This window comes from Xanthomonas sp. NCPPB 3442 (assembly GCF_056725145.1).
In genome coordinates this window covers 2,745,354-2,763,169 of sequence record NZ_CM161514.1, presented here as the reverse complement: position 1 = coordinate 2,763,169, position 17,816 = coordinate 2,745,354, and the positions used below count along the sequence as shown (strand labels likewise).

At 65.3% G+C, this 17,816-nt stretch carries 13 protein-coding genes; 7 read left to right on the top strand and 6 right to left on the bottom strand.

The annotated features are described in order from the left end of the window. Positions 1-134 precede the first annotated feature (134 nt). From AC1POX_RS11995 to AC1POX_RS11985, 3 genes are read left to right on the top strand one after another with little or no spacing between them, the layout of a single operon-like run. The gene (locus AC1POX_RS11995) at positions 135-1,268 is read left to right on the top strand and encodes an efflux RND transporter periplasmic adaptor subunit (RefSeq protein WP_008576683.1); all 1,134 of its coding nucleotides are present in this window, start codon (positions 135-137) and stop codon (positions 1,266-1,268) included. Beyond that, a complete protein-coding gene (locus tag AC1POX_RS11990) occupies positions 1,265-4,774 on the top strand; it encodes an efflux RND transporter permease subunit (RefSeq protein WP_372356208.1) in 3,510 nt (1,169 codons plus the stop codon). Before AC1POX_RS11995 ends, AC1POX_RS11990 begins: the two co-directional genes overlap by 4 nt. After that, a complete protein-coding gene (locus tag AC1POX_RS11985) occupies positions 4,771-7,857 on the top strand; it encodes an efflux RND transporter permease subunit (protein ID WP_031422859.1) in 3,087 nt (1,028 codons plus the stop codon). Before AC1POX_RS11990 ends, AC1POX_RS11985 begins: the two co-directional genes overlap by 4 nt. Before the next feature lie 472 nt (positions 7,858-8,329). Here the strand turns inward: AC1POX_RS11985 and AC1POX_RS11980 are convergent, their stop codons facing one another. From AC1POX_RS11980 to zwf, 5 genes are all read right to left on the bottom strand, one after another. After that, positions 8,330-8,989 (bottom strand): bifunctional 4-hydroxy-2-oxoglutarate aldolase/2-dehydro-3-deoxy-phosphogluconate aldolase, encoded by a 660-nt coding sequence (locus tag AC1POX_RS11980; RefSeq protein WP_011347444.1) that lies wholly within the window; start codon positions 8,987-8,989, stop codon positions 8,330-8,332. Positions 8,990-9,041: 52 nt separating this feature from the next. After that, positions 9,042-10,958: a phosphogluconate dehydratase gene (gene edd, locus AC1POX_RS11975; RefSeq protein ID WP_008576679.1), complete on the bottom strand. Its 1,917-nt coding sequence runs from the start codon at positions 10,956-10,958 to the stop codon at positions 9,042-9,044. A gap of 132 nt (positions 10,959-11,090) precedes the next feature. Continuing rightward, positions 11,091-11,810 (bottom strand): 6-phosphogluconolactonase, encoded by a 720-nt coding sequence (gene pgl / locus AC1POX_RS11970; protein WP_008576678.1) that lies wholly within the window; start codon positions 11,808-11,810, stop codon positions 11,091-11,093. Continuing rightward, positions 11,807-12,814, bottom strand: a complete 1,008-nt coding sequence (glk, locus tag AC1POX_RS11965; protein WP_005929801.1) for a glucokinase — start codon at positions 12,812-12,814, stop codon at positions 11,807-11,809. Before glk ends, pgl begins: the two co-directional genes overlap by 4 nt. After that, positions 12,811-14,241: a glucose-6-phosphate dehydrogenase gene (zwf, locus tag AC1POX_RS11960; protein ID WP_372356207.1), complete on the bottom strand. Its 1,431-nt coding sequence runs from the start codon at positions 14,239-14,241 to the stop codon at positions 12,811-12,813. The genes glk and zwf overlap by 4 nt, the downstream gene beginning before the upstream one ends. Positions 14,242-14,660: 419 nt before the next feature. On the opposite strand from zwf, the gene AC1POX_RS11955 reads away from it, so the two are divergent. Then, a complete protein-coding gene (locus AC1POX_RS11955; protein WP_008576674.1) occupies positions 14,661-15,749 on the top strand; it encodes an ABC transporter ATP-binding protein in 1,089 nt (362 codons plus the stop codon). A gap of 132 nt (positions 15,750-15,881) precedes the next feature. Here the strand turns inward: AC1POX_RS11955 and ygfZ are convergent, their stop codons facing one another. After that, on the bottom strand, positions 15,882-16,754 hold the full coding sequence (gene ygfZ / locus AC1POX_RS11950) for a CAF17-like 4Fe-4S cluster assembly/insertion protein YgfZ (protein ID WP_031422853.1): 873 nt from the start codon (positions 16,752-16,754) through the stop codon (positions 15,882-15,884). On the opposite strand from ygfZ, the gene AC1POX_RS11945 reads away from it, so the two are divergent. Genes AC1POX_RS11945 through sdhD form a run of 3 tightly spaced genes read left to right on the top strand, consistent with a single transcriptional unit; the run spans position 16,656 to position 17,799 of the window. After that, positions 16,656-16,964: a DUF1674 domain-containing protein gene (locus tag AC1POX_RS11945; protein WP_014090240.1), complete on the top strand. Its 309-nt coding sequence runs from the start codon at positions 16,656-16,658 to the stop codon at positions 16,962-16,964. The genes ygfZ and AC1POX_RS11945 overlap by 99 nt on opposite strands. Positions 16,965-17,020: 56 nt before the next feature. After that, positions 17,021-17,416, top strand: coding sequence for a succinate dehydrogenase, cytochrome b556 subunit (sdhC, locus tag AC1POX_RS11940; protein ID WP_008576670.1), 396 nt, complete (start codon positions 17,021-17,023; stop codon positions 17,414-17,416). Beyond that, positions 17,413-17,799: a succinate dehydrogenase, hydrophobic membrane anchor protein gene (gene sdhD / locus AC1POX_RS11935; protein WP_008576669.1), complete on the top strand. Its 387-nt coding sequence runs from the start codon at positions 17,413-17,415 to the stop codon at positions 17,797-17,799. Before sdhC ends, sdhD begins: the two co-directional genes overlap by 4 nt. Positions 17,800-17,816 lie beyond the last annotated feature (17 nt).

The window sequence follows — 17,816 nt, the reverse complement described above, 5'->3', positions numbered from 1 at the left end:
GCGATTTGGCGCGGCGCAAACCGGGTGAATAGGCAAAGTTGAATAGACCATGACCTTTGGCGCATTGGCGGCATGTGCATCTGGGTGGTCTACTTGCCTACAACACCTGTTCACGCATCCACTAGGACACGACGATGTCGCCACTCTCCTTCTTGCCGGGTCGCAGCGGAACCTGCGCCGCTGCATTGTTGATCACCACGAGCCTGCTGCTGGGCGGTTGCAAGGCAGGAGAGGGCCAGGCCAAGACCGCCGAGGAAAAGAAGGCCGTCGATGCGGTGCCGGTGGAAATCGCCAAGGCCGCGCGCCGTGCGGTAGCCGCCAGTTACACCGGCACCGCTGCGCTGGAGCCACGCGCCGAGGCGCAAGTGGTGGCCAAGACCTCGGGCGTTGCGCTGTCGGTGATGGTGGAAGAGGGGCAGAAGGTGTCGGCGGGCCAGGCACTGGTGCGTCTGGATCCGGATCGCGCACACCTAGCGGTGGCGCAGAGCGAAGCCCAGCTGCGCAAGCTGGAAAACAGCTATCGCCGCGCCACCCAGTTGGTAGGGCAGCAGTTGGTCAGCGCCGCGGATGTGGACCAGCTCAAATTCGATGTCGAAAACAGCCGTGCGCAGCACCGGCTTGCATCGTTGGAGCTGTCGTATACCACGGTGCAGGCGCCGATCTCCGGCGTGATCGCATCGCGCTCGATCAAGACCGGCAATTTCGTGCAGATCAATACGCCGATCTTCCGCATCGTCGACGATTCGCAGCTGGAGGCCACGCTCAACGTGCCCGAACGCGAATTGGCCACGCTCAAGTCGGGCCAGCCGGTGACCTTGCTGGCCGATGCGCTACCGGGCCAACAATTCGTCGGCAAGGTGGATCGCATCGCGCCGGTGGTGGACTCGGGCAGCGGCACGTTTCGCGTGGTCTGCGCATTCGGCCAGGGGGCCGAAGCGTTGCAGCCGGGCATGTTCGGGCGCATCCGTATCGATTACGACCAGCGCAAGGACGCCTTGGTGATCCCGCGCCTGGCGTTATTGGACGATGGCGAACCGGCAGTTTTCGTAGTGCGCAACGGCAAGGCCAGCCGGGTGCCGGTGAAACTGGGCTATGCCGAGGGGCCGTGGCTGGAAGTGCGGCAGGGCCTGAAGGAAGGCGACCAGGTGGTGACTGCCGGCAAGGTGGCGCTGCGCGACGGCACTGCGGTGCAGGTGATCGGCCAACCCGATCGCAAGCCGGTCGCGACCAAGGCCGCTGCGCCCGCACATGATGAGACGCACGCATGAGCGAGAACGGCAACCCGCACGGACCCGTGCATGATCCGCACGCACCACTGCCTGGCGGCGGTGGCCTGGTGGCCTTCGCCACGCGGCGGCGTGTGACCATCGCCATGATCACCGTAACGATGCTGCTGTTCGGGCTGATCGCGTTACGCAGCCTCAAGGTCAATCTGCTGCCCGATCTGAGCTATCCCACGCTCACCGTACGCACCGAATACACCGGCGCGGCGCCGGCGGAAATCGAAACGCTGGTGACCGAGCCGGTGGAAGAAGCGGTCGGGGTGGTCAAGAACCTGCGCAAGCTCAAGTCGATCTCGCGCACAGGGCAGAGCGATGTGGTGCTGGAGTTTGCCTGGGGCACCAATATGGACCAGGCCAGCCTGGAGGTGCGCGACAAAATGGAGGCCTTGTCGCTGCCGCTGGAAACCAAGCCGCCGGTACTGCTGCGCTTCAATCCTTCCACCGAGCCGATCATGCGGCTGGCGTTGTCGCCCAAGCAGTCGCCGGCCTCCGATACAGATGCGATCCGCCAGCTCACCGGCTTGCGTCGCTATGCCGACGAAGACCTGAAAAAGAAGCTCGAACCGGTGGCCGGCGTGGCAGCGGTGAAGGTCGGCGGCGGGCTGGAAGACGAGATCCAGGTCGACATCGATCAGCAGAAGTTGGCGCAGCTCAATCTGCCGATCGACAACGTGATCACCCGGCTCAAGGAGGAGAACGTCAACATCTCCGGCGGTCGGCTGGAAGAAGGCTCGCAGCGCTACCTGGTGCGTACGGTCAACCAGTTCGTGGATCTGGACGAGATCCGCAACATGCTGGTGACCACCCAAAGCAGCAGCGGCAGCGCGGCCGAAGCGGCGATGCAGCAGATGTACGCCATTGCGGCGTCCACCGGTTCGCAGGCGGCGCTGGCGGCAGCGGCCGAAGTGCAGAGCACCTCCTCCTCGTCCAGCAGCAGCATCGCCGGCGGCATGCCGGTGCGGCTGAAGGATGTGGCGCAGGTGCGCCAGGGCTACAAGGAGCGCGAGGCGATCATCCGCCTGGGCGGCAAGGAAGCGGTGGAGCTGGCGATCTACAAGGAAGGCGATGCCAACACCGTGTCGACCGCCGCGGCGCTGCGCAAGCGCCTGGAGCAACTCAAGGCGACGGTGCCGGGCGATGTGGAAATCACCACGATCGAGGACCAATCGCACTTCATCGAGCATGCGATCAGCGATGTCAAAAAAGATGCGGTGATTGGCGGCGTGCTGGCGATCCTGATCATCTTCCTGTTCCTGCGCGATGGCTGGAGCACGTTCGTGATCAGCCTGTCGTTGCCGGTGTCGATCATCACCACGTTCTTCTTCATGGGCCAGTTGGGGTTGAGCCTCAACGTGATGTCGCTGGGCGGGCTGGCATTGGCCACCGGCCTGGTGGTGGACGATTCGATCGTGGTGCTGGAGAGCATCGCCAAGGCACGCGAGCGTGGCTTGAGCGTGCTGGACGCGGCGATTGCCGGCACCCGCGAAGTGAGCATGGCGGTGATGGCGTCCACGTTGACGACGATTGCGGTATTCCTGCCGTTGGTGTTCGTCGAAGGCATCGCCGGGCAGTTGTTCCGCGATCAGGCATTGACGGTGGCGATCGCGATTGCGATTTCGCTGGTGGTGTCGATGACGCTGATTCCGATGCTGAGCTCGCTCAAGGGCGCGCCGCCGATGGCGTTCCCGGACGAGCCGAGCCATCCGGATTGGCGGCCCGAGCAGCGCTGGCTCAAGCCGGTGGCGGCCGGGCGGCGCGGCGCGGGTGCGAGCGTGCGTTATGCGTTCTTCGGTGCGGCGTGGGCGGTGGTGAAGGTGTGGCGCGGGTTGAGCCGCGTGGTGGGGCCGGTGATGCGCAAGGCCAGCGACCTGGCGATGGCGCCGTATGCCCGTGCCGAGCGTGGCTATCTGGGGATGTTGCCGGCGGCGCTGCGGCGTCCCTGGTTGGTGCTGGGGCTGGCCGCGGCGGCGTTCATCGGGACGGTGTTTCTGGTGCCGATGCTGGGCGCGGATCTGATTCCGCAGCTGGCGCAGGATCGCTTCGAAATGACCGTCAAACTGCCTTCCGGCACGCCGCTGGCGCAGACCGATGCAGTGGTGCGCGAGTTGCAGCTGGCGCACGACAAGGACCCGGGCGTCGCCTCGCTGTACGGCGTCAGCGGTAGCGGCACGCGCTTGGATGCCAACCCCACCGAGAGCGGCGAGAACATCGGCAAGCTCACCGTGGTGATGGCCGGTGGCGGCAGCCCGGCGGTGGAAGCGGCGGCGACCGAGCGGCTGCGCAGCAGCATGGTCGGGCACCCGGGCGCACAGGTGGATTTCGCGCGGCCGGCGTTGTTCAGTTTTTCGACACCGCTGGAAGTGGAACTGCGCGGCCAGGATCTGGGCGAGCTGGAACGCGCCGGGCAGAAGTTGGCCGCGATGCTGCGCGCCAACGGCCACTACGCCGACGTCAAATCGACGGTGGAAGAGGGCTTCCCGGAGATCCAGATCCGTTTCGACCAGGAGCGCGCTGGTGCCTTGGGGCTGACCACGCGGCAGATCGCCGATGTCATCGTCAAGAAGGTACGTGGCGATGTGGCCACGCGCTACAGCTTCCGTGACCGCAAGATCGATGTGCTGGTGCGTGCCCAACAAGCCGACCGCGCCAGTGTCGATGCGATCCGTCAGCTGATCGTCAACCCGGGCAGCAGCCGGCCGGTGCGCCTGGCGGCCGTTGCCGAGGTGTTGGCGACGACGGGGCCGAGCGAGATCCATCGTGCCGACCAGACCCGCGTGGCGATCGTGTCGGCCAGCCTGAAGGACATCGACCTGGGCGGCGCGGTACGCGAAGTGGAAACGATGGTGCGCAAGGACCCGCTTGCTGCCGGCGTGGGCATGCACATCGGCGGGCAGGGCGAGGAGCTGGCGCAATCGGTGAAGTCGCTGTTGTTCGCGTTCGGCCTGGCGATCTTCCTGGTCTATTTGGTGATGGCCTCGCAGTTCGAGTCGCTGCTGCATCCATTCGTCATTCTGTTCACCATTCCGTTGGCAATGGTCGGTGCGGTGCTGGCCCTGCTGATGACCGGCAAGCCGATCTCGGTGGTGGTGTTCATCGGCCTGATCCTGCTGGTGGGCCTGGTGACCAAGAACGCGATCATCCTGATCGACAAGGTCAACCAGCTGCGCGAAGACGGCGTGCCCAAGCGCGAGGCGCTGATCGAAGGTGCGCGCTCGCGCCTGCGGCCGATCATCATGACCACCTTGTGCACCTTGTTCGGCTTCCTGCCGCTGGCGGTGGCGATGGGCGAGGGCGCTGAAGTGCGTGCACCGATGGCGATCACCGTGATCGGCGGGTTGCTGGTGTCGACCTTGCTGACCCTGCTGGTCATCCCGGTGGTGTACGACCTGCTGGATCGCCGTGCCGATGCGTACTACCTGGAGCGCGGCCGGCGCATGGCCGGGCAACGTGCACAGGCGGCGAGCAATGCCGACGGACTGGGGGCGCTATGAGCGTTGCCGCCTTCAGCATCCGTCGCCCGGTCACCACCATCATGTGCTTCGTGTCGCTGGTGGTGGTGGGCTTGATCGCGGCGTTCCGGCTGCCCTTGGAGGCGCTGCCGGATATTTCCGCGCCATTCCTGTTCGTGCAATTGCCCTACACCGGCTCCACGCCGGACGAGGTGGAGCGCAACCTGGTGCGGCCGGCCGAGGAAGCGCTGGCAACGATGACCGGCATCAAGCGCATGCGCTCGACCGCCACCGCAGACGGCGCGAACATCTTCATCGAATTCTCCGACTGGGACCGCGATATCGCCATCGCCGCATCCGATGCGCGCGAGCGACTGGATGCGGTGCGCGACGATTTTCCGGAGGATCTGCAGCGCTTCCACGTCTTCAAGTGGTCCAGCAGCGACGAGCCGGTGCTCAAGGTGCGCCTGGCCAGCCAGACCGATCTGACCGGTGCGTACGACATGCTCGACCGCGAGTTCAAGCGGCGCATCGAGCGCATCCCCGGCGTGGCCAAGGTGGAGATTTCCGGTGCGCCGCCGAACGAGGTCGAGATCGCGATCGCACCGGATCGGCTCACCGCGCACGACCTCAGCCTCAACGATCTGAGCGAGCGCTTGGGCAAGCTGAATTTCTCGGTGTCTGCAGGCCAGATCGACGACAACGGCCAGCGTATCCGGGTGCAGCCAATCGGCGAACTGCGCGACCTGCAGGAACTGCGCGAGCTGGTACTCAATGCCAAAGGTGTGCGGCTGGGCGACATTGCCGAGGTGCGGCTCAAGCCGACGCGCATGAATTACGGGCGGCGCCTGGATGGGCGCCCGGCCATCGGCCTGGATGTCTACAAGGAACGCAGCGCCAATCTGGTGGAGGTGTCGAAGGCGGCGTTGAAAGAGGTCGAAGACATCCGCGCCCAACCGGCGCTGCGCGATGTGCAGGTCAAGGTGATCGACAACCAGGGCAAGGCGGTGACCTCGTCGCTGGCCGAACTGGCCGAAGCCGGCGCGGTGGGCCTATTGCTCTCGATCACGGTGTTGTTCTTCTTCCTGCGGCACTGGCCATCGACGCTGATGGTGACGTTGGCGATCCCGATCTGCTTCGCCATCACCTTGGGCTTCATGTATTTCGTCGGGGTCACGCTCAACATCCTGACCATGATGGGGTTGCTGCTGGCAGTGGGCATGCTGGTGGACAACGCGGTGGTGGTGGTGGAAAGCATCTACCAGGAACGCGAGCGCATGCCCGATCAACCGCAGCTTGCCGCGCTGCTGGGAACACGTAGCGTGGCCATTGCGCTCAGCGCCGGCACCTTGTGCCATTGCATCGTGTTCGTGCCGAATTTGTTCGGCGAAACCAACAACATCAGCATTTTCATGGCGCAGATCGCCATCACCATCTCGGTGTCGTTGCTGGCGTCGTGGCTGGTGGCAATCAGCTTGATTCCGATGTTGTCGGCACGCATGAAAACGCCGCCGATGGTGACCTCCGAGCACGGCGTGATTGCGCGGCTGCAGCGCCGTTACGCCAAGGTGCTGGCGTGGACGTTGGCGCACCGCGGCTGGAGCGTGACCGGCATCATCCTGGTCAGCGCGATCAGCCTGGTGCCCATGAAGTTGACCAAGGTCGACATGTTCGGTGGCGACGGGGGCAACGAAGCCTTTATCCAGTATCAGTGGAAAGGTTCGTACACACGTGAGCAGTTGGGCGAAGAAATCGGCCGTGTCGAAAACTATCTCCAAGCCAATCGCGCCAGGTACCACATCACGCAGATCTATTCGTGGTTCAGCGAAGTGGAAGGCAGCAATACGGTGGTGACCTTCGATGCGAGCAAGGTCAAGGACCTGCCGCCGCTGCTGGAAAAGATCCGCAAGGAGCTGCCGCGCTCTGCGCGTGCCGATTACAGCATCGGCAATCAGGGCGATGGCGGCAATGGCAACCAGGGCGTGCAGGTGCAGTTGGTCGGCGATTCGACTGATGCACTGAAAGCGCTGGCCGACGATGTGATTCCACTGCTGGCGCAGCGCAAGGAGCTGCGCGATGTGCATGTGGATACGGGCGACCGCACCAGCGAGCTGGCGATTCGTGTCGATCGCGAGCGCGCGGCTGCCTTCGGATTCAGTGCCGAGCAGGTGGCCAGTTTTGTCGGGTTGGCATTGCGCGGCACACCGCTGCGCGAGTTCCGCCGGGGCGACAACGAGGTGCCGGTGTGGGTACGGTTTGCCGGCGCCGAGCAGAGCAAGCCGGAAGATCTGGCCAGCTTCACCGTGCGCACCAAGGACGGCCGCAGCGTACCGTTGCTGAGTCTGGTGGAGGTGCAGATCCGTCCGGCCGCCACCCAGATCGGGCGCACCAATCGGCAGACGACGCTGACGATCAAGGCCAATCTCGCCGAAAAGGTCACCATGCCCGAGGCGCGCGCAGCGATGGAAGCGCCGCTCAAGGCGATGAGTTTCCCGGCCGGTTACAGCTACACCTTCGACGGCGGCGATTACCAGAACGACGGCGAGGCGATGAACCAGATGGTGTTCAATCTGGTGATCGCGCTGGTGATGATCTATGTGGTGATGGCCGCGGTGTTCGAATCGCTGCTGTTCCCGGCGGCGATCATGAGCGGGGTGCTGTTCTCGATCTTCGGGGTGTTCTGGCTGTTCTGGATCACCGGTACCTCGTTCGGCATCATGTCCTTCATCGGCATCCTGGTGCTGATGGGCGTGGTGGTGAACAACGGCATCGTGATGATCGAGCACATCAACAATCTGCGCCGCCGCGGCATGGGGCGGACGCAGGCGCTGGTCGAAGGCTCGCGCGAGCGTTTGCGGCCCATCATGATGACCATGGGCACCGCGATCCTGGCGATGGTGCCGATCTCGCTGACCAGCACCACGATGTTCAGCGACGGCCCACCGTACTTCCCGATGGCGCGCGCCATCGCCGGCGGCCTGGCGTTTTCGACGGTGGTGAGCCTGCTGTTCCTGCCGACGATCTACGCGATCCTCGACGACATGAGCAGCGGTGCGGCTGCGCTGGTACAGCGTGCGCGTGGTGTGCCGAAGGCGAGGCGGTCGAGCGCAGCGTTGGAATCGTGAACGAGGTAAGGCGTTAAGCCCCTCCCCCCCCCCGGGAGAGGGGTTGGGGTACGGTTGCTTCCTTCGGCTCGTACGACAACCAAAGCACCTGACCGCCAATCAGCGGCTCCGGTAAGGGGCGACAGCGCAGCCGGGGATCGGCTCTTCGGAGCGACAGACATCCTGTCTGACGCGCCGTCGCGACACCTCCGTGCGCCGCTCTCCGCCGATCGCCGGCCGCGCTGCCGCTTCGGTGTTTCATTACCGTGGCTTCGAGCAGATCGGTGTGCCATCGCCATGACCTCGAGCAGAAAAGCCGCGCTCAAGGATGCTTCGAAAGATTTTTTTCGGCCTACGGGCGAACACTGCAGTGATCGCCGTCATGCAGGATCACTCGATCTCCAATGCCGTCCTTAGCGAATCCGTACATCTGTATCGGCGTACAGATTCGAAGTCATCCAACGATCAACCCGCTGGAGATGGCGTCAGCGCGTCAGCCTGCACGCACCTGCCGCACGATCGCCGCCGCCTTGGCCGAACTTTCCTTGACCTTGTCCCACTGGCCCTGCGCCAGCCAGTCCTTGGGCACCATCCACGAGCCGCCGATGCACAGCACGTTCGGCTGCGCCAGGAACTCGGCGGCGTTGGACTCGCTGATGCCGCCGGTGGGGCAGAGCTTGAGCTCGGACAACGGGCCAGCCAGGCCCTTGAGCATCTGCAGACCGCCCACGGCGGTGGCCGGGAACAACTTGCAGACGCGAAAGCCCAGGCCCATCAACGTCAGCAGCTCGGTCGGGGTGGCCGCGCCTGGAACCGCCGGGATCGGTGCATCCGCCAGCAGGCGCGCCAGCGGCGCCGGCGTGCCCGGGGTCACCAGAAAGTCTGCACCGGCATCCACCGACTGGCGCAGTTGCAGCTCGCTGAGCACCGTGCCGGCGCCGATCACGATGTTGGGCAGCTCGCGCTTGAGCATCGCCAGCGCATCGATGGCAACCGGCGTGCGCAGGGTCAGCTCGATCGCGGGCAGACCGCCTTCGAGCAGCGCATCGGCGACGCGGCGCGCCTGGTCCAGCGTGTCCACGGTGACCACCGGCAGGATGCCGGCATCGCGCAGCAAACGTTCGGCGGTGTTCTGGGTCTGGGCAATCGTCATTGCAACTCCGGGTGACGGCGACCGCCGGAGCGGCCGCACAGAGGGAAGGGGGTCAGGCGTCCTTGGACTCGTGCGGTGCTGCCGCAGCGGCAGCATCGGCACCGAGTTCGTACTCGGCGTCGTAGCTCCACAGCGCACCGTCCGGATGGGTCGGGCCGCAGGAAATCGAAATCGCGCCCTGGTCGGCGGGGCCGACGACCTGGCGGTTGATGGCGAACAGATTGCGGCCCAGGTCATTGCCGGCAACGGACGTATTGGGTGCAACCTCGCGCGATGCCCATTCTTCGGCCGAGACCAGCACTTCCAGGGTGCCGGCTTCGCCGTCCAGGCGCACGATGTCGCCTTCGCGTACGCGCCCGATCGGGCCGCCGCGTGCCGCTTCGGGCGTCAGGTGGATTGCGGCCGGGAACTTGCCCGAGGCACCGGACAGGCGGCCGTCGGTGACCAATGCCACGCGCCGGCCCTGGTTCTGCAGCAGGCCCAGCAGCGGCGCCATCGAATGCAGCTCCGGCATGCCGTTTGCGCGCGGGCCCTGGTAGCGCAACACCACCACGAAATCGTGCGGCAACACGCCGGCGGCATGCAGTTTGTTGAGCACCTGAGGCGTATCGATCACCACGGCCGGCGCCTGGATGCTGCGATGCTGCGGCTTGACTGCCGACAGCTTGATCAACGAGCGACCGAGATTGCCGCGCAGCAGGCGCAGCCCGCCTTGCGATTCGAAGGCATCGCCGACCGGACGCGCCACGCTGTCGTCGGCGGTGGTGGGAGTGCCTGGCACGTAGGTCACCTTGCCGTCCTGCAGGCGCGGCTCATTGATGTAGGCACGCATGCCGCCTTCCACCACGGTGGGTAGGTCGTCGTGCATGTAGCCGGCGTCCATCAGCTCGCGGAACACGAATGCCGTGCCGCCAGCGGCCTGGAAGCGATTCACGTCGGCTTCGCCGTTCGGGTAGATGCGCGTCAGCAGCGGCACCGTCTGCGAAATCAGGTCCATGTCGTCCCAGGTCAGCACGATGCCGGCCGCACGCGCCACTGCGATCCAGTGGATGGTGTGGTTGGTCGAGCCACCGGTCGCCATCAGCGCGACCACGGCGTTGACGATGGCGCGCTCGTCGATCAGGCGACCGAATGGGCGGAAATCTTCGCCCAACGCCGAGATCGCCAATGCGCGCGCGGTGCCTTCGCGGGTCAACGCATCACGCAACGGCAGCTCCGGATTGACGAACGAGGCGCCGGGCAGCTGCACGCCCATCGCTTCGAGCAAGACCTGGTTGGAGTTGGCCGTGCCGTAGAAGGTGCAGGTGCCCGGCGAGTGGTAGGACGAGGCCTCGGCTTCCAGCAGCTCGGCGCGCGTGGCTTCGCCAGCGGCGTAGCGTTCGCGCACTTCGGCCTTCTGCTTGTTCGGAATGCCCGGCGTCATCGGCCCGGCCGGCATGAAAATCGCCGGCAAATGGCCGAACGCCAGCGCACCGATCAGCAGGCCCGGCACGATCTTGTCGCAGACGCCCAGGTACACCACGCTGTCGAACATGTCGTGGCTCAGGCCGATGGCTGTCGCCTGGGCGATGTTGTCGCGCGAAAACAGCGACAGCTCCATACCGGCGCGGCCCTGGGTCACGCCGTCGCACATCGCCGGCACGCCACCGGCCACCTGTGCGGTGGCACCGAGCGCGCGGGCAGTCTCGCGGATCAGCTGCGGGTAGTGTTCGAACGGCTGATGTGCCGACAACATGTCGTTATAGGCGGTGATGATGCCCAGGTTCGGCGTGGCCGCACCACGCAGGCGCGATTTGTCGCCCGGCTCGGACGCAGCGAAGCCATGCGCAAGATTGCCGCAGCTCAAGCGGCTACGGAACGGACCCTCACGCAGGGCAGCATCGAGACCGGCCAGATACGCCGCGCGCGAGGGAGCGCTGCGCTTGCGGATACGGTCGGTGACGGCTTGGATATTCGGATGCAGGCTCATTGGCTACCGGCTATGAGAAACAGGGGGGAAGGAAATGCTCTTTTAATTCCCCGCACATGGATGTGCGGGTTTTTTTCGAGGGACTCGCATCGCATCGGCTGTTGCGAAGGACTCGCATCAAACCACTCGCATTCAAGCACACCAATGCACCCGCAACCGCGGACCAGGCTGCTGCAGCGCCACGCGGATGGGATATTCGTTGACATCGTCGCCTGCCAGCGCAGCCTGCAGCACGTCCAGCTTCTGCTTGCCGCGCAACAACAGCAGGCGCGTCGGAATGCTGGCAAGCCCTGCAGGTGTGAGGGTGATGCGTAACGGCCATTGGTTCGAGCCCGGGCAGCCGGTGGCATCCAGCGAGGCATACGGCTGCGGGCTGGCGAGCGCCTTGGGCAGGTCGGTGGCCCCCGGGAACAACGACGCGGTGTGCCCGTCGCCGCCCATGCCCAGCACCGCCAGGCAGGCCGGTTCGGCATGCTTGGCCTGCAGGTTGGCGGTGTGCACGCATTCGGGCAATTGCTTGCCTGGGCGAACCAGCGGGATGAAGGTCGCGGCCGGTGCGTGGGTCAGGAAGCTGTGATTCACCAGCCAGGCATTGCTGTCCTGATCCTGCGGCGACAACCAGCGCTCATCGACCAGGCCCACTTCCACCCGCGACCAGTCCAGCGGCCGGTGGGCGAGGGACTCGTACACCGGCGCAGGCGTGGTACCGCCGGACAACAGCATGCGTGCCTGGCCGCGCCGGGAGATTTCCTGTTCCAGCAGGTCGGCCATTTCGCTGGCCACCGCCTCGGTCCACTCGGCCGGGTCGTCGTAGCGCACCAGGGCGATGCGCGGGTTGTCCTGCAGGTTCATCGCTGCTCCCCGGGGTGCTGACGTTGTGCATCCACCGCGTATGCGGCGGCGCCCAGCAGGCCGGCATGCGGGTGCATGACCGCCAGCGATGGCACCTTCGACATGATCGCGGAGAAACGGCCCTTGTGCTCGAAGCGCTGGCGAAAGCCGGAATGCTGGAGCGAATCCAGCACCTTGGGCACCAGCCCGCCGGTGAGGAACACGCCGTCCCAGGCGCCCTGCATCAGCACCATGTCGCCGGCGATCGCACCGAAGATGGCGCAGAACAGGTCGATGGTGCGCGAGGACCGCGGGTCGCCCGCGGCCGCGCGCGCGGTGATGTCCTTGGGTTGCAGCGGGCCGGGATCGACGCCGGCGATCTCGCTGAGCGCGCGATGGATGTTGACCAGGCCAGGGCCGCAGATCAGCCGCTCGTTGGAGACCCGGCCGAACTGCTCGGACAGGATTTCCAGGATGCGGATTTCTTCCGGCGTGCCGGGCGGGAAGCTGACATGGCCGCCTTCGGTTTCCAGCGGAAAGCAGCGCCCGTTGCGAATGATCAGGCCACCCACGCCCAGGCCGGTGCCCGGGCCGATCACGCCATAGTTGCGCGCTTGATCGATCGGCGCCGGCCGCCAGCTGGCGCCGCCCACCTGCACCACGTCCTGCGGGCGCAGCAGGCTGATGGCCATGGCCTGCGCGGCAAAGTCGTTGATCAGATGCAAGGTACTGAAACCCAACATGGTGGCGGTGCGCGAGCGCGAGATCACCCAGGGATGGTTGGTGATGCGCGCCTCGTCGCCATCCACGCGGCCTGCCACGGCGAACACGCCCTGGGTGGCCTGCACGCCGATCTGGTCGAGGTAATAGCGCGCGGCTTCGCCCAGCGAACCGAAGTCCACCACGGCAAATTCGCGCGAGGTGTCATCCAGCAACGGCACCGAAGCGTCGACATCGGCCAGCGCGAAGCGCGCATTGGTTCCGCCGATATCGGCAACCAGCACCGGCTTGGAAGGAGCGGTCATGCGTTGTTTCCCTGTGCGTCGGTGGCCGGGGGCAGGAAGTGGGCGGCGGATTCGGGCCCCCAGCTGCCGGCCGGGTAGGGCTGCAGCGGCAGCGCGGCGTCTTTCCAGGCGTCGCTGACGCTGTCGATCCACGACCACGCCGCCTTGACCTCGTCGTCGCGCACGAACAGCGCGGGGTTGCCGTTGAAGGCGTCCACAAACAGACGTTCGTAGGCGATACGACGGTGCAGGCCCGTCGGCACCGACAGTTCCAGTTCCAGCGGCTGCAGTTCGATCGCGCCCCATTCCGGGCCAGCCAGGCTGCTCATCAGGCCGAGTTCGATGTTTTCCTGCGGCTGCAACTGGAAGGTCAGGCGGTTCGGCACCGCATTCTGGCGGTCGGGGCGTTCGAACAGCCAATGCGTCACCGGCTTGAGCGTCACCACGATGCGGGTGGAGCGCTCGGCCAGCCGCTTGCCGGTGCACAGGTGGAACGGCACGCCGGCCCAACGCCAGTTGTCAATATGCGCGGTGACGGCGACGAAAGTTTCCACGTCGCTGCCTTCCGGCGGGTGGTAGGCCTGCGCCGGCTGTCCGTTGATGCTGCCGGCGGTGTAGCGGCCGCGCACGCAGTCATGCGCGGCGTGCTCGGCGGTCATCGGACGCAGGGCGCGCAGCACCTTGACCTTCTCATCGCGGATGCGGTCGGCTTCCAGCGAGGCCGGCGGCTCCATTGCCACCAGGCACAACAGCTGCAGGATATGGCTCTGCACCATGTCGCGCAGTGCGCCGGAGCGGGCGTAGTAGGCGTCGCGCCCGTCGACGCCTTCGCTTTCGGCGACCAGGATCTGCACCGACTCGATGTAGGCGCGGTTCCAGACCGCCTCCAGCAGCGTGTTGCCGAAGCGCAGTGCGATCAGGTTCTGCACCGCCGCCTTGCCCAGGTAGTGGTCCAGGCGGAACACGCGGTCCTCGTCGATCAGCGCGCCGATCGACTGCAGGATGTCGCGGGCGCTGTAGGAGTCGTGGCCGATCGGTTTTTCCAGCATCAAGCGATGCGGTGCCTCCAGCGCGCCCCCCAGCGCCAGGCCCTGGCAGGTGCTGATGTACAGGCCCGGCGGGATCGCCAGGTAGCTCACACAGCGGCGGCTGGCCAGCTCACGCACCGCATTGGCCACCGACTCGGCATCGCGCAGGTCCACCGAGCGGTAATCGATTCGCTGCAGCAGCGTGTCGATCTGTTCGGCGGTCGCGATCGGCAGTGCTTCGGTCAGGCGCGGCCGCAGCACTTCGCGAAATGCATCGGTGTCGTGGGGCGACAGCGCCAGCGCACGGATGCGGAAGTCCTCCGGCAGCAGGCCGTCGATGAACAGGCGCAGCAGGGAAGGAAAGAGATAGCGCTGGGCAAGATCGCCGGTGGCGCCAAACAGGATCAGGGTGTTGTGCATGGACCGCGTTTCAGATTCTGGAGACATCGTTATCAGCAGCTTGTCGGAAAGGCGCCGGTCGTCCGGCGGTCGGTACGTCTGTTCCTGAGCGACACTTGCGTGCGCGCAGCGGGGGATGGACGCTGACACCCAGTCCCGGATTGTTGCAGCAACTGGCGATCAGCGGTTAGCGCCATGGCGGCATAGCTGCACCTGCGTGATGGCATGCCATGCGTCGTGCGGCGAGCTGCACTGCAGGCAATGCGTCATACCTGCGTGGCGGCATGGTCCTCCAGAGATCGATGTTGCCATGTGAAAACGATTACATGTCAGAATAAACCAATGCATTCGTTTGCAGGGAATTCCTCGCAAGCGCATGCGGCGTCACCGCCATCGGGAGGGCCGAGGGCAGGGCGCACAACTTACGTTGAGGCCGAACGATGGCGAAAGTGCAGTTGGAAGGTGTCCGCAAGGTCTACGACAATGGCCAGGTGGCGGTGCAGGGCGCAAGTTTCGAAGTGGCCGACGGCGAGCTGATGGTGCTGGTGGGGCCGTCCGGCTGCGGCAAATCGACCCTGTTGCGCATGATCGCCGGGCTTGAAGACATCAGCGCCGGCACGCTGAAGATCGGCGAGCGCGTGGTCAACGACGTGGCGCCGAAGGATCGCGACATCGCCATGGTGTTCCAGAGCTACGCGCTGTATCCGCACATGACCGTGGCCGAAAACCTGGCGTTCGGGCTCAAGCTGCGCGGGCATCCGAAGCAGGTCATCGCCGAACGCGTCAACAACGCCGCAGAGCTGTTGGGCCTGACGCCGATGCTGGACAAGCTGCCCAAGGCGATGTCCGGCGGTCAGCGTCAGCGCGTGGCGCTGGGCCGGGCGATGGTGCGCGAATCCTCGGTGTTCCTGCTCGACGAGCCGCTGTCCAACCTGGACGCCAAGTTGCGCCACAGCGTGCGCACCGAGATCGCGCAGTTGCACCGCAAGCTTGGTACCACCATGATCTACGTCACCCACGATCAGGTCGAAGCGATGACGCTTGGCCAGCGTATCGTGGTGCTCAAGGATGGCGTGATCCAGCAGATCGACAGCCCGATGGCGCTGTACGACCGTCCGGCCAATCTGTTCGTGGCCGGGTTCCTCGGCAGCCCGGCGATGAACGTGCTGCAGGGGCGTCTGGACGCGCAGGACGGCCTGCACCTGGTCATGGCCGATGGCTGGCGCGTGCCGCTGGGTGCGGCGCGGGTCGATGCGGCTTGGTTCGGCCAGGACGTGATCGTCGGTGTGCGCCCGGAGCACTTGCAGCCGTCCGACGATGCGGTCCTGGGCTTCGATGCGCGGGTCGATGTGATCGAGCCGGTCGGCAACGAGATCTTCCTCAATCTCGACCGTGGCGGTCAGCCGCTGGTGATCCGTGTCCCGCCGCAGAGCTTGCCGGCGGTGGGCCAGCCATTGCGCCTGGCATTGCGCAGCGAGGCCTTGCACTTTTTCGATCCAGCTACCGGCCAGCGGCTGGAGGCGGCTTAGGCAAACTGGTCAACAGCGACGCAGCCGCCAGACGGGCACGGCCGGCGCTCGGAATTGGCGGGTGTCGTTGGGCCACTGCGTGCTGCGCGATGCCCACGCCCGCCTGGCACGGCTCGCTGCGTTTTTTTGCCGCTAACGCTCCAGCCCCGTCGTGAGTGCGCGTGGGCGGGCGCCATGCGTGCCTGCCTGCAACGCGGTACCGGCGTCCAGCGTCAGTTCCAACGGCAATACCGCCAGCGCGAGGTTGCCGGCCACGCTCACTACCGTGCCGATCGCGCTACCGTCCAATGCGACGGCATCGCCTGCATCCACGGCCGCATCCGTTTCGAGCAGCTGCAAGACGCGCTTGGCCTTGCCCAGGAAGTGCGTCCGCGCCACGATTTCCTGGCCCGGGTAGCAGCCTTTCTTGACGCTGTACGCCTGCAGGCGGTCCAGTGCCAACTGCTGCGGCGTCCACTGTTCGCGCTGGCTCTCGACCAGGCGGGCGAGCCCCAGTTGCAGATCGGTCGTCCGCCACTGCGCCTCTGCGCTCGGCAGTTCGATAGGCATCGCCAATGCATCCGGGCTGTAGAGCAATAGCGTGCGCGGCAGCGCTGCGCTACCCAGATCCAGTTCGATACGCTGGGTTCCGAGGTCGGCTTGCGCGGCATGCGCGTGTTCCGGCGCTACGAAGCCGCCGTAGGCGAGCAGCGCGGCAGCGCTGATTTTCAGCTTGCGGCGGAACACGAAACGGCCGAGTTGCGCGGCGATCTCGGCCGCGTTGCCGTCCGGCAACAGCATCAGCAGGTGTGCGTCGTCCTCACGCAGGAGTGCGAAGATGGAAATCACGCGCCCCTTCGCCGTCAGCCACGCGTTCCACTGCCACTGCCCAACCGCCAGCGCCTGTACGTCATTGGCAAATTGGGCATGCGCAAACGCCACTGCATCCGTACCGGCCAATCGGACGTATTGCATGTCGTGCAGGGAGCCAAAACCCTGCGGAATAAGATTCAGGTTGTCAGCCACGGAAGGGGAGGACTAAAATCGCCAAGTTGTGAGAGCACTATGATAGGCCATCCAACCCCCACCCCAGCGCAGGATTCCGAGACGCAGCCTTCTTCTCAGGAGCATATTCCCGAGAAAAAGCCACTGCCGAAGGAGATTGGTGGGCGCGACGGCCCCGAGCCAACGCGCTACGGCGACTGGGAAAAAAATGGACGCTGCATCGATTTTTGAGCAGCTTTTAGCCACAGCGGCCTAGTGCCGCCCAGCCGAGAAAACGAGCCCAGCGAATGGCGATCCGCGAACGTCCTCTCTCCCCGCATCTCCAGGTATACCGTTGGCAGATACAGATGGTGACCTCGATTCTCAATCGAGCCACCGGCATCGTACTGTCCGTCGGCGCACTGGGAATTGCCGCTGCCTTGCTCACCTTGATGCTTGGCCCCGACCATTGGAATTGTTTCCGCGATCAGGCTGCCACCTGGTATGGGCAGGTATTCCTGTTCGGCTGGACCTGGTCTTTCGCCTTCCACCTGTTCGGTGGCTTGCGCCACATGCTGCAGGACTTCGGGCAAGGCTACGCCGTGCGCTCGTTCATCAGCATGGGTTGGTTGTCGGTGGTTCTGAGCCTTGTGCTGACTATCGCCATCTGGGCTTACGTACTGCTGTCCGGAGGTGCCCTATGAGCCGCTACCGTACCCCGCTGAAGAATGTGCGCGGCCTGGGCGCCGCCAAGACCGGTACCGAACATTTCGTGATCCAGCGCCTGACCGCGGCCGCACTGGTGCCGCTGTCGATCTGGTTCCTGATCTTCGTGCTGAGCTTGATCGGTGCCGATCACGCTGCCGCCACCGCCGCAGTGGCCAAGCCGTGGAATGCGATTTTGCTTGTCGCTTTCCTCATTGCCTCGTTCTGGCATGCCCAGCTTGGCATGCAGGTGGTACTGGAAGACTACGTGCACGACTCGCTGCTCGCACTGATTGCGCAGACCCTCGTGCGTTTTGTTGCCGTGCTGGGCGCCATCGTCAGCGTGTTTGCCGTGGCGCGTATCGCGCTGGGCATGAGCTGAGTCGTCAGCGACCAAAC

Bases quoted from the DNA above. Each gene is read 5' to 3' on its own strand.
- AC1POX_RS11995 (WP_008576683.1), top strand. From the start codon at position 135: ATGTCGCCACTCTCCTTCTTGCCGGGTCGCAGCGGAACCTGCGCCGCT.
- AC1POX_RS11990 (WP_372356208.1), top strand. From the start codon at position 1,265: ATGAGCGAGAACGGCAACCCGCACGGACCCGTGCATGATCCGCACGCA.
- AC1POX_RS11985 (WP_031422859.1), top strand. From the start codon at position 4,771: ATGAGCGTTGCCGCCTTCAGCATCCGTCGCCCGGTCACCACCATCATG.
- AC1POX_RS11980 (WP_011347444.1), bottom strand. From the start codon at position 8,989: ATGACGATTGCCCAGACCCAGAACACCGCCGAACGTTTGCTGCGCGAT.
- edd (WP_008576679.1), bottom strand. From the start codon at position 10,958: ATGAGCCTGCATCCGAATATCCAAGCCGTCACCGACCGTATCCGCAAG.
- pgl (WP_008576678.1), bottom strand. From the start codon at position 11,810: ATGAACCTGCAGGACAACCCGCGCATCGCCCTGGTGCGCTACGACGAC.
- glk (WP_005929801.1), bottom strand. From the start codon at position 12,814: ATGACCGCTCCTTCCAAGCCGGTGCTGGTTGCCGATATCGGCGGAACC.
- zwf (WP_372356207.1), bottom strand. From the start codon at position 14,241: ATGCACAACACCCTGATCCTGTTTGGCGCCACCGGCGATCTTGCCCAG.
- AC1POX_RS11955 (WP_008576674.1), top strand. From the start codon at position 14,661: ATGGCGAAAGTGCAGTTGGAAGGTGTCCGCAAGGTCTACGACAATGGC.
- AC1POX_RS11945 (WP_014090240.1), top strand. From the start codon at position 16,656: ATGCGCAAACGCCACTGCATCCGTACCGGCCAATCGGACGTATTGCAT.
- sdhC (WP_008576670.1), top strand. From the start codon at position 17,021: ATGGCGATCCGCGAACGTCCTCTCTCCCCGCATCTCCAGGTATACCGT.
- sdhD (WP_008576669.1), top strand. From the start codon at position 17,413: ATGAGCCGCTACCGTACCCCGCTGAAGAATGTGCGCGGCCTGGGCGCC.